We start from the raw sequence: 12,147 nt of genomic DNA, 5'->3' as shown, positions 1-12,147 counted from the left end.
ACCTACACCCTTGGCACTGGGTTGCTGGACCCGTGGACCATTGGCGCGACCGCCCTGATCCCCGCGCCAGATGTAACGCCCGCGCAGCTGCCAACCCTGATGGCGGCCCGCAAGGCTAGTATTTTTGCAGCAGCACCAGGTATTTACCGGCAAATGCTAAAGCATGAAATTCCTGACATACCCAGCCTGCGCCACGGGTTATCCGCCGGTGAGAAACTACCCGACAGAGTGCGATCGGGCTGGAACAAAGCAACAAACACCATGATATTTGAGGCCTTCGGCATGTCCGAATGCTCGACCTTTATTTCAGGCAGCCCAAGCCACCCCGCGCCACATGGTGCATCCGGTTATCCGCAGGTCGGACGTCGGGTGGCGATTCTGAACGGTGATGGCCAACCCGCCCCCTATGACACGGCGGGCACACTGGCAATCCACCGTGATGACCCGGGGTTGATGCTGGGTTATCTGAATGCCGATCAGGAAACCGCGGCCAAATTCATCGGCGAGTGGTTTTTGACCGGCGACACCTGCGCGATGGCCGCAGATGGCGCGATCACCTATCTGGGGCGCGATGACGATATGATGAACGCTGGCGGCTTTCGGGTCTCGCCGCTCGAGGTCGAGGCCGCATTGGCCACCCACCCCGATGTTATCGAGATTGCAGTGGTCGAGGTCACTGTAAAGGCCGACACCACGGTGATTGCTGCCTTCTATACCTCGGATATCGAATTAAATGAGGCCGATCTGCTGAACTGTGCAAAAATACAACTGGCACGTTACAAAACTCCACGTATATTCATCCAATTGGGAATCCTACCCAAAGGTGCAAACGGTAAATTATTGCGCCAGAAAATAAAAAAAGCATACGAGGCAAATTCTTGATCAAGCTCGACATTATTTCTGACCCGATTTGCCCGTGGTGCTATATCGGTAAATCCTATCTGGATCGTGCGTTGGCGGCACATCCGGATCATCCATTCACCATTGAATGGCACCCCTACCAGTTGAACCCCGACATGGCTGTCGGCGGTATGGAGCGGCGCGAGTATCTGGAATTGAAATTCGGTGGGCAAGACGGCGCACTCAAGGTTTACGGAGAGATTGCCAAAACGGCCGAGGCTGCTGGTCTGAACATCGACTTTGCCGCGATCAAAACCACACCGAACACCATCAACGCGCACCGCCTGATCCATTGGTCGGGCGTTGAGGGGCGACAGGCCTTTGTTGTGGCCGCCCTGTTCAAAGCCTACTTTGTCGAGGGGCGTGATATTGGCGCGGACGAGGTGCTGTGCAACATCGCTGGCGACAGCGGTATGGACGCGGATATGGTCGAGCGCCTGCTGGCCACCGATGCTGATCTGGAAGACATCCGCGCCCGCGATGCCCATAGCCGCGAAATGGGTGTGCGCGGGGTGCCGACGTTTATTTTGAACAATGAATCCGTGCTGACCGGCGCGCAACCGGCCGATATATGGGGGCAGATCATTGTCGACCTTGCCGCCCAGAGCGGGCCTGAAATCTAATGCTGATTGCGCACCTTCCAGCTGGATATATCCTTGGTCGCGCCACTCGCGCCAAGGGCGCTGTGCTGGGGGTTGTTTTGCTGGCCTCGGTGCTGCCGGATTTTGATATGCTGTGGTTTCATCTGGTGGATGGGGGCCGCGTGCATCACCACCGCTACTGGACCCATGTGCCGGGGTTCTGGCTGATTGTCGCCGCGATCACCCTGCCCGCGGTTGCAATACTGAAACGGCGATGGCTGCCCGCCGCTACGTTATGCTTTGGTGCGATCCTGTTACATTTGCTGCTGGACACGCTGGTTGGCAGCATCATGTGGCAATGGCCGTTCAGCCGTGATTTTTTCCAGCTGACTACCGTTTCTGCAACCCACAGCCACTGGATACTATCCTTTATGTTCCACTGGAGTTTTCTGGTTGAACTGCTGATTTGTGCGGTTGCAATTGTTTTGTATGTAAGGACGCGTAACGAATGAAGACCCCGCAAACACCCCTGAAGAAACCCGAATTTGTTGCGCTGATGGCAATGTCATTTGCGACGATTGCGTTCTCAATTGATGCAATGTTACCAGCCCTGCCCGAGATTGGCGCGGCCCTGACACCGGACGATCTGAACCGTGCGCAACTGATCCTGACCAGCTTTGTTCTGGGCATGGGGCTGGGCACGTTTTTCACTGGTCCCTTATCGGATACATTTGGACGGCGGCGGGTATTGCTGGGCGGATTTGTGGTTTACATGATCGCCTCGGTTCTGGCGATGCTGGCTGGATCGCTGGAAATGGTGCTGGCAGCCCGCGTGCTGCAAGGCATTGGTGCTGCGGGTCCGCGTGTGGTGGCAATGGCGGTGATCCGTGACCGATATGCAGGGCGCCAAATGGCGCAACTGATGTCATTCGTGATGATCGTGTTCACCTTGGTGCCTGCCTTTGCTCCGACCTTGGGGGCGCTAATCATCGCATATGTTGGCTGGCGCGGATTGTTTGGGGCCTTTGTTATCTTCGCCGTGATCAATGGTCTGTGGTTTGGCCTGCGCCAACCCGAAACGCTGGAGGACAGTTCGCGCCGCGCCTTTCGTATTCCTGTGTTGTGGAGCGGACTTGTCGAGGTTTTGTCAAACCGCACGGTACGGGTCACAATCATGGTGCAAACGCTGGTTTTAGGGTCTTTGTTCAGCATGTTGTCCACGACTCAGCAGGTGTTTGATATCACCTTTGATCAAGGGGATAATTTCCCTTTGTGGTTTGGTGGATTGGCTTTGATTTCAGGCACTGCCGGTTTATTGAATGCAACATTGGTGGTCCGGTTGGGCATGCGACTGTTGATCCGCACCACTCTGCTGCTGCAGATCATACTATCGGGTAGCATCGCTGCAATGATGTTATTGGGGCTGATGCCGGACTGGGCCTATTTCGCTTCATTCCTGATCTGGATGAGCTCAATCTTTTTCATGGCCGGAATGACGCTGGGAAATTTGAACGCCATCGCCATGGAGCCAATGGGGCATATGGCCGGAATTGCGGCATCAGTGGTCAGTTCTATCTCGACGGTGCTGGCCGTGGTTATTGCCGCCCCTGTCGGTTATGCCTTTGATGGCACGCCGTTGCCTGTGTTGATCGGTGTATTTAGTTGTGCAGTTTTGGCGCTTGCGTTGATGCAGTTCATCCGGCGAGAACCTGTGCCCGATGTATAAGGGATTCTATGCGCTCCGCGCGGGGATATTTTTAGAACGAAAATGTGCTAAGTTTTCTTCGCTTTTTTCTCCGCAATCACCTTTTGCGCCAGATCACGGGCAATACCGTAGGCGCCTTTGACCTTGTCGACCGCGCGGGTCCAGTCGCGCCGAATGACGATCGTGTTGCCCTTCACTTTGGCCATGCCACGCTCGGCCTCGATGAACTCAACCAGCCCTCGCGGCGAGGCAAATTTGTCATTGTGAAACTGGATCACAGCCCCCTTTGGCCCCGCGTCCAGCCGCGCAATTCCGGCGCGTTTGCACATGCCTTTGATCCGCACCACCAGCAGCAGCGAGTTCACCTCTTTTGGCAGGGTGCCGAAACGGTCGATCAATTCAGCCGCGAACCCCTCCAGCTCGACTTTGGTGTGCAAGGTCGACAGGCGGCGATATAGTCCAAGCCGCACGTCAAGGTCCGGCACGTATTTGTCTGGGATCAACACAGGCACCCCGAGGTTAATCACCGGCGCCCATTTGCCGCCATCTTCGGGCAGGCCGATCTCGCCTGATTTGATCTTGCCAATCGCCTCTTCCAGCATCTGTTGATACAGCTCGTAGCCGACTTCGCGCATCTGGCCGGATTGCTCCTCGCCCAACAGGTTCCCCGCCCCTCGAATGTCCAGATCTTGGCTGGCCAGCGTAAAGCCCGCCCCCAGCGAATCCAGGCTGGCCAGAACCCGCAGGCGCTTTTGTGCAGTGGCGGTGATCGGTGAGCGCGGTTTGGTGGTCATATAGGCATAGGCGCGGGTTTTGGAACGCCCCACCCTGCCCCTGATCTGGTACAGTTGTGACAGGCCGAACATATCGGCGCGGTGCACGATCATGGTGTTGGCCGTTGGAATATCCAAACCGGATTCAACAATCGTTGTGGCCAGCAGCACATCGTATTTACCATCATAAAAGGCGTTCATCCTATCGTCCAGCTCGCCCGCCGCCATCTGGCCATGCGCCACGACGTAACTGACCTCAGGCACGTGATCCTCAAGGAAGGTCTCGATTTCGGGTAAATCCTTGATCCGTGGCACCACATAGAATGACTGGCCCCCACGATAATGTTCGCGCAGCAGCGCCTCGCGTAGTGTTACCCCGTCAAATTCGGACACGTAGGTGCGGATCGCCAGACGGTCAACGGGAGGGGTGCCGATGATGCTAAGGTCGCGCACACCAGACAGCGACATCTGCAAGGTGCGCGGGATTGGTGTGGCGGTCAGGGTCAACACATGCACGTCACTGCGCATTTCCTTCAGGCGCTCCTTGTGGGTGACACCAAAGCGTTGTTCTTCGTCGATCACCAACAGGCCGAGGTTCTGGAACTTGACCGATTTGGCCAGCAGGGCGTGGGTGCCAATGACAATGTCCACCGTGCCGCGCGTCATGCCCTCGCGGGTCAGGTTGGCGTCACGGGTGCTAACAAAACGCGACAGCTGACCAACGCTGATCGGAAAACCACGGAACCGTTCGGAAAATGATTTGAAATGCTGGCGCACCAGCAATGTGGTCGGTGCAATCACCGCGACCTGTTGGCCAGACATCGCGGCCACAAACGCCGCCCGCATCGCCACTTCGGTTTTGCCAAACCCCACATCGCCACAGATAAGACGATCCATCGGATGCCCCGACGCCATATCCGCCAGAACATCCTCGATGGCTGACAACTGATCGTCGGTTTCCTGATACGGAAACCGCGCACAAAAAGCCTCCCAGGCATGGTGCTCGGCCTGCATCACAGTGGCAGTGCGCAAGGCACGTTCAGCCGCCAGCCGGATCAGTTTTTCCGCCACCTCGCGGATACGTTCCTTTAGCCTGGCCTTTTTCGCCTGCCACGCACCGCCGCCCAACCGGTCCAGCAAGCCCTGCTCGTGGCCGAATTTTGACAACAGTTCGATGTTTTCAACCGGCAGGAATAACCGGTCCCCACCCGCATATTCCAGCGCGATACATTCATGCGCCGCCCCCATCGCGGTGATGGTTTCCAACCCTTTGTAAACCCCGACCCCGTGATCGACATGCACGATCAGATCACCCACCGACAGGCTTTGGGTTTCGGTCAGGAAGTTTTCAGCGCGGCGTTTGCGCCGTGGTGCACGGATCAGGCGATCACCCAGAACGTCCTGCTCGGAAATCACCGTAATGCCATTGCCGACGAACCCGTGTTCCAGCGCCCAGACCACCAGATTGATGCCATCTTTAATGCCACGCACATCATTGATTTGGCGCAGGCCGATCTGGCCTTCGTCCTCAAGCAACCCCGTCAGGCGTTCACGCGCCCCTTCGGAGTAGCTGGCAACCACAATTGGCCCATCAGGTTTTTTAACATCAATATGATAGGATAGTTCTTTGAAAAGGTTCACATCTTGCTGTTGTCGTTCCGGCGCAAAATTGCGGCCAATGCGCCCGCCGCCATCTAGCACGCCAACCCCTGTGCTCTGTGGCAAAGGGTTTAGCTGGATCACACGATGCCCCTTGATGGCCCCTGAAAAGCTCGCATCATCCAGATACAACAGGTTCGGTGGACATGGTTTGTAAACCGTATCCATCCGGCTTTTGGCCGACATCGCCTCACGGCGGGTTTCGTATTGATCCTTAATCGCGTCCCAGCGGGCCAGACGTGCAGCAGTGATCTGGTCATCCAGAACAATGCTGGCATCGGGCAGGTAATCAAACAGGGTTTCCAGCTTTTCATGGAAGAACGGCAGCCAATGTTCGGCCCCTTGATGTTTACGCCCCGCACTGATTGCCTCGTATAGTGGGTCGTCCGAGCCCGCCGCGCCAAACTCGATCCGGTAATTCTGCCGGAACCGCGTGATCGCCGCCTCGTCCATGATGATTTCAGATACCGGCGCCAGATCAATGCTGGTCAATTTCTCGGTGGTGCGCTGGGTGGCAGGATCGAAATGGCGCGCCCCATCCAGCACATCGCCAAACAGATCCAGCCGCACAGGGCCGCCCTGCCCGCCAGCCGAAAACGGCGGGAAAATATCAATGATGCCGCCGCGAATGGCAAAATCGCCCGGCTCCATCACGGTTGGGGTGTTGACGAATCCCATGCGGGATAAAAAGCCGCGCAAGGCGTCTTCGTTGATGCGTTCGCCCACCGTGGCCCGAAAGGCGGATTGTTTCAGGGTTTCGCGTGTCGGCACCCGCTGGGTGGCCGCATTCAGCGTGGTCAACAGGATGAACGGGGTTGGCATACCATGCGCCAGCCCCGCCAATGTGGACATGCGCGCGGCCGAGACATCGGCGTTGGGCGAGGTGCGGTCGAACGGCAAGCAATCCCACGACGGGAAGTTTAGCACCACCGCATCGGGAGCATAAAACCGCAGTGCCGCCTGCATCGCCACCAGTCGTTTATCATCGCGGGCAATATGGACCACGGGGTGGTTTGCCTTGGCCAGTTCCTGCGCCAGAATATGCGCATCGAACCCCTCGGGTGCCCCGCCAAGGGTTATGTGATCGGCTTTGGCCATTGTGAAAATACCCTGATGCGATGCTGCCTAATGGCCAAGCGCCCCTATGGCCAGATTTTGATACATTCCAAACATTGCTGTTACGAAAATAGACACCATTCCAATGGCTTGCGTGATGATCCTGTGTTTTTTCATCCGGTTGCGCAGTGCCTCTCCGCTGGCCTGCTCGTCAATGATCAGGCGGGCGGTCGAAAGCGACAGCATGCCAACAATGGTCATCGGAAAGGCCAGTAAAAACAGCGCCTGGGCAAATTCGACCCAGTAGTAAAACCCCAGCACTCCAAGGATGGTCAGGAAAAAGCAGGCAAACCCCAACAGCCACAGCCCTGACACCCGCCCGATATAAAGCAGCCGGTTGGTGTATATCTGCACCAGATTTTCCAGATCAACCTCGGCTTGCCCGCCTTGACGACGCGCCCTTAGCACCATGTCATAGGGCACCCCCAGCACCCAGTGGCTGGTGGTGGACCAGACAACCGCAAGGGCAATCCAATACCAAAGGTTCGAGAATGATCGCATGTCGATCACCTCAAGCACAATTTCATACCATTCCACTGCTGCTCTTCCTCTTAGCTTTGGGTTTCAGCAGAGCTTATCGCCGACCTGCGCCAATTCCTACCCTTGAGATGATGGAAAAACTATGTATCCAGTAGGGAGCAAAAGAGAAAGAGATAAATATGCGCCCGATCCAAGCCGATTTTCCCGCCACTCGCCTGCGTCGCACCCGTCGCACGGCATCGATCCGTGCCTTGTGTCAGGAAAACACCCTATCAGTGAATGATCTGATCTGGCCGATGTTTGTGGTTGAAGGCAATGGTGAGCGTCAGGCGGTGGCCTCGATGCCGGGGGTTGAACGGTTGTCGATTGATCAGCTGGTTGAAGCGGCCGTTGAGGCGCGTGATCTGGGCATTCCGGCGATTTGCATATTCCCCTACACTGATCCGGCCCTGAAAACCGATTGCTGCCGCGAGGCATGGAGTGCGGACAACCTGGCCAACCGCGCGATTGCTGCGGTGAAATCGGCGGTGCCCGAAGTAGCGGTGATGACCGACATCGCGCTGGATCCATATAATGCGCAAGGCCACGATGGCATTGTGCAGGACGGGGTGATCCTGAACGATGAAACCAACGAGGTTTTGGTGAAAATGGCGCTAACGCAAGCGACGGCAGGCGCCGACATCTTGGGGCCGAGCGATATGATGGACGGGCGGATTGGCCTGATGCGCGCCGCACTTGAGGCCGAGGGGCACAAGGATGTGTCGATCCTGTCCTATTCCGCCAAATACGCCAGCGCGTTTTACGGCCCGTTCCGCGATGCGGTCGGGGCGGCAGGGGCGTTGAAGGGCGACAAAAAAACCTACCAGATGAATCCAGCCAATTCAAATGAGGCCATGCGGCTGGTGGCACGCGATCTGTCCGAGGGTGCGGATATGGTGATGGTCAAACCCGGAATGGCCTATCTGGACATTTGCCACCGTGTGAAAACCGAGTTTGGGGTGCCGACATTCGCCTATCAGGTGTCGGGCGAATACGCGATGATCCAGGCTGCGGCAGGCAATGGCTGGATTGATGGCGATGCGGTGATGATGGAGAGCCTGATGGCATTCCGGCGCGCCGGTTGTGACGGGGTGCTGACCTATTTCGCCCCGCGGGTGGCACGGGCGTTGAACGGCTAACGTCCACACACCCGATTACGCGCAAAGAATTGCCCAATCACACAACAATAGATGACACCCCTGCCCTGATCCCCTATAGTCCCTATAAGATCGACCAAAAAGGTCGGCTTATGTCAGGCAGACACAGGCATACAGGCACAAACATAAGGGGTTTTCCCATGAGCAGATTTCCACACACACTGTCACGGCGGCTATTCGTCGCTGGCGCTATGGCCAGCACCACAGCCGCATGTGGCAACGGCATCGGTGGCAGCGGTGCCGCCAAGATCGACGCCCGCGTTGATTCAACCCTCAGCACTATGCACAACCGGTATCCGGCCACGCTGGATTTGAAAAACAAATCCGTCGGTATGCTGGTGATGCCGCTGATCACCAAGGCCGGTTTCGGTATCGGTGGCGCGTTCGGGCGCGGGGCGTTGCGGGTCAATGACACCACGGTTGATTATTATTCATCAGCGGCGGCCAGCATCGGTTTGCAAATCGGGGCACAACAGTTTTCACATGTGCTCTATTTCATGACGCAAGAGGCCTTGAGTGATTTCCGCAGTTCTGCAGGTTGGGCCGCAGGCGCCGATCTGGAATATGCGGTGAATGACAAAGGCGGCAATGTTTCGGCGGAAACCACCACAGCGCTGGCACCGGTGATTGCGGTGATCTTTGGTCAGGCCGGTTTGATTGTCGGAGCGACGCTGGAAGGCACGAAATATACGCGGATTATTCCATAGTCAGATGCAATGTGTCTTTGGTTGGCAGCTTTGGATTCTCCCCTGCCAACCGTGGCAAAATAATAGAACCACTATTCCGGAATAGTGGTTCTATTAACAATTGGGTATTTGCCTGATATTCCATAGCGTTATGGGCTGAACTTAATTAAGTGTCCGCGCGAAAAAAATCCGACGTTTTTTTCACCCCATCGCCCGCAACCGCTTGAGCAGGCTTGAGGTGTCCCACCTAGCCCCGCCCAGTTTCTGCACATCCTTATAGAACTGATCCACCAGCGCCGTAACTGGCAGGCTCGCGCCGTTCTCGTCTGCCGTATCCAGACAAATCCCCAGATCCTTGCGCATCCAGTCTACGGCAAACCCGTGCTCGAACTCACCATCAATCATGGTCTCGTAGCGGTTCATCATTTGCCAGCTGCCCGCCGCCCCGCCACCGATCACATCAATAACGGCGCGCCCGTCCAATCCGGCCTTCTCGGCAAAATGCAGCCCCTCGGCCAACCCCTGCACCAATCCGGCAATGCAAATCTGGTTCACCATCTTGGTCAATTGCCCAGCCCCGCTGTCGCCCAACCGTTTGCAGGTGCGCGCATAGGCGTCGATCACTGGTTCCGCCCGCGCGTATGCATCGGCATCACCACCACACATCACCGATAAAATACCGTTTTGGGCCCCCGCCTGCCCACCTGAAATCGGCGCGTCAATGAAACTCAGGCCTGCGTCATCGGCAACCGCCGATAATTCGCGCGTCACCTTGGCCGATACTGTCGTGTGGTCAACGAACACAGCGTCCGCTTCCATGCTGCCAAACGCACCGTCCGTTCCAACACAAACGGCGCGCAAATCATCGTCATTGCCGACGCAAGACATCACAAATTCGCACCCCTGCGCCGCCTCGCGGGGTGTCGCGGCAAAGCGCCCCTTGTGCTCAGCCGCCCAAGCCTCGGCCTTGGCAACAGTGCGATTGTAAACGCAAACCTCGTGACCCGCAGAGGCCAGATGCCCCGCCATTGGATACCCCATGACCCCGAGGCCCAGAAATGCGACTTTTGCCATTGTTTTCATCCCTTTGATTGTCATGCATGCGTTCACCCTGTATTGAACCCCGCAAAGGGCTGCGTCAAGAACGGGATATTTACATGGCAAAAGCATTTCGTTGGTTAACACGCATATTTGTCGGGCTGTTTGCACTGGCCTTGCTGGCCGGTTTTCTGGTCTATTACCTCGCCTCGCGATCCTTGATAGATTACGATGCAACGTATCAGGTGACGGGCATCAACAGCACGGTTGAAATTGTGCGCGACAATGCCGGTGTGCCGCATATCTTCGCAACCACGGATGATGACGTGTTCTACGCACTTGGGTATGCCCACGCACAAGACCGTTTGTGGCAAATGACCATGCTGCGGCGCACGGCGCAGGGGCGTTTGTCGGAACAATTTGGCCCCCGCACTCTTGAAATTGATAAACTGATGCGGCGGCTGGATATCTATAACCTGTCGGTCTCCTCGCTCAAGGCGCAGGATCCGCAAACCTTGGCAGCGCTCGAGGCCTATTCCAAAGGGGTGAACGCATGGTTGACCCAGATTAACAAAGGCGCACTGGGCCGCGGTGCGCCGGAATTCTTCCTGTTCAGCAACCAGATTTCACCGTGGCAACCGGCAGATTCGATTGCCATTATCAAACTGATGGCGTTGCAAATGTCACCGCATCTGGAACAGGAAGTTTTGCGCGCGCAAACCTCGTTAATCTTGTCCGAGGACCGGTTGCGTGACATCCTGCCAGACGCCCCGGGGGCCGCCATTGCCGCCCTGCCAAAATACGCCAGTCTGTTTCCGACTGCCCCCCGTTATGCGGCCGCCGCGCCGACTGTGCCAGACCCGTTATCACCGTTCAAACCACGCGCCTTTGCGGGGGCTTCGAACGCATGGGCGGCGGCCCCCTCACGTTCGGCTGCCGGTGGTACTTTGCTGGCCAATGACCCGCATCTGGGGTTCTCCGCCCCCTCTATTTGGTATCTGGCCCGTCTAGAACTGGATCAGGGTGGCATCATTGGGGGCACCATACCCGGTGTGCCTGCGGTTTTGACGGGGCGCAGTGACTATCTGGGATGGGGGCTGACCTCGGCCTATGTCGATGATCAAGATGTGTATATCGAGAAACTGAACCCTACCAATCCGGATGAATACAAAACCGCAACAGGGTTCAAACCGTTTATAACGCGGGATTCGATCATCCGGATCAAGGATCAGGCGCCGATAACCATCAAACTACAATGGAGTGATAATGGCCCTGTGCTGCCAGGCAGCCACTATGATCTGGCCAGCATCACGCCGGCAGGTCATGTGACCACCGTGGCCTGGACCGTGCTTAGCCCTGCCGACACATCTATTTCGGCGGTGCTTGGATTGATGCGGTCGCGCTCGATCAAGCAGGCCATCAGTGCTGCCGAGGGCTACCTTGCTCCGGCGATGAACCTGATCTTGGCAGATGGCGACAGTATTGCGATGAAAACCATCGGGGCGATCCCGAAGCGCAGCGAAAACCACCAGACGATGGGGCGCATCCCGTCGCAGGGCTGGCTGGTGGAAAACCACTGGCAGGGTCGCGCCGATTATAGCGACAATCCCGAATTCATCAATCCGGTCGGTGGTATCATCGGCAACACCAACAACAAGATGATAGACCGCCCTTTCCCGCGCAACGTCAGTTTCGTGTGGGGTGACACACAGCGTATCTTGCGCTGGCAACGCTTGATGCAAAGCCGCGAGGTCCACACCCGCGAAAGTTTCATCGAGGCACAGCTGGACACCGTTAGTTACACCGCGCGCGCCCTGCTGCCACTGATCGCGGCCAACCTGTGGTTCACTGGCGAAGCCGCCGCCGAGGGCACGCCCGAGCACCAGCGCCAGCAAGCCTTGGATATGTTGGCAAACTGGAACGGCGAGATGAACGAACACCTGCCCGAACCGCTGATTTACGCTGCATGGTTACGGGCCCTGCAAAACCGGTTGATCAAGGACGAGATGGGGC

At 56.9% G+C, this 12,147-nt stretch carries 10 protein-coding genes; 7 read left to right on the top strand and 3 right to left on the bottom strand.

Annotated features, from left to right (window positions below):
• The 4 genes from ACWB12_RS09990 to ACWB12_RS09975 all read left to right on the top strand — a co-directional run.
• On the top strand, positions 1-882 hold an 882-nt coding region (locus ACWB12_RS09990), incomplete at its 5' end, for a class I adenylate-forming enzyme family protein (RefSeq protein ID WP_479529935.1).
• Entirely contained in the window at positions 879-1,523 is a 645-nt protein-coding gene (locus ACWB12_RS09985; RefSeq protein ID WP_479529934.1) for a DsbA family oxidoreductase, read from the top strand. The genes ACWB12_RS09990 and ACWB12_RS09985, both read left to right, overlap by 4 nt.
• Positions 1,523-1,993, top strand: a complete 471-nt coding sequence (locus tag ACWB12_RS09980; protein ID WP_479529933.1) for a metal-dependent hydrolase — start codon at positions 1,523-1,525, stop codon at positions 1,991-1,993. Before ACWB12_RS09985 ends, ACWB12_RS09980 begins: the two co-directional genes overlap by 1 nt.
• Positions 1,990-3,207, top strand: coding sequence for a multidrug effflux MFS transporter (locus ACWB12_RS09975; protein ID WP_479529932.1), 1,218 nt, complete (start codon positions 1,990-1,992; stop codon positions 3,205-3,207). The genes ACWB12_RS09980 and ACWB12_RS09975 overlap by 4 nt, the downstream gene beginning before the upstream one ends.
• A gap of 47 nt (positions 3,208-3,254) precedes the next feature.
• On the opposite strand, the gene mfd is transcribed toward ACWB12_RS09975, so the two are convergent.
• The gene (mfd, locus tag ACWB12_RS09970) at positions 3,255-6,716 is read right to left on the bottom strand and encodes a transcription-repair coupling factor (RefSeq protein WP_479529931.1); all 3,462 of its coding nucleotides are present in this window, start codon (positions 6,714-6,716) and stop codon (positions 3,255-3,257) included.
• Positions 6,717-6,743: 27 nt separating this feature from the next.
• Positions 6,744-7,271: a component of SufBCD complex gene (locus ACWB12_RS09965; protein WP_479529930.1), complete on the bottom strand. Its 528-nt coding sequence runs from the start codon at positions 7,269-7,271 to the stop codon at positions 6,744-6,746.
• Between the two features lie 122 nt (positions 7,272-7,393).
• Between ACWB12_RS09965 and hemB the strand changes: the two genes are divergently transcribed.
• Complete coding sequence (gene hemB, locus ACWB12_RS09960; protein ID WP_479529929.1) at positions 7,394-8,392, top strand: porphobilinogen synthase; 999 nt, start codon at positions 7,394-7,396, stop codon at positions 8,390-8,392.
• A gap of 158 nt (positions 8,393-8,550) precedes the next feature.
• Complete coding sequence (locus ACWB12_RS09955; protein WP_479529928.1) at positions 8,551-9,117, top strand: lipid-binding SYLF domain-containing protein; 567 nt, start codon at positions 8,551-8,553, stop codon at positions 9,115-9,117.
• Positions 9,118-9,297: 180 nt separating this feature from the next.
• On the opposite strand, the gene ACWB12_RS09950 is transcribed toward ACWB12_RS09955, so the two are convergent.
• Complete coding sequence (locus ACWB12_RS09950; RefSeq protein ID WP_479529927.1) at positions 9,298-10,170, bottom strand: NAD(P)-dependent oxidoreductase; 873 nt, start codon at positions 10,168-10,170, stop codon at positions 9,298-9,300.
• 83 nt (positions 10,171-10,253) lie between these two features.
• Between ACWB12_RS09950 and ACWB12_RS09945 the strand changes: the two genes are divergently transcribed.
• Positions 10,254-12,147 (top strand): penicillin acylase family protein (locus ACWB12_RS09945; RefSeq protein ID WP_479529926.1); only part of this gene is annotated, 1,894 nt, incomplete at its 3' end.

The sequence above is a fragment of the Profundibacter sp. genome, assembly GCF_056498605.1.
This window is presented reverse-complemented; position numbering and strand designations above follow the sequence as displayed.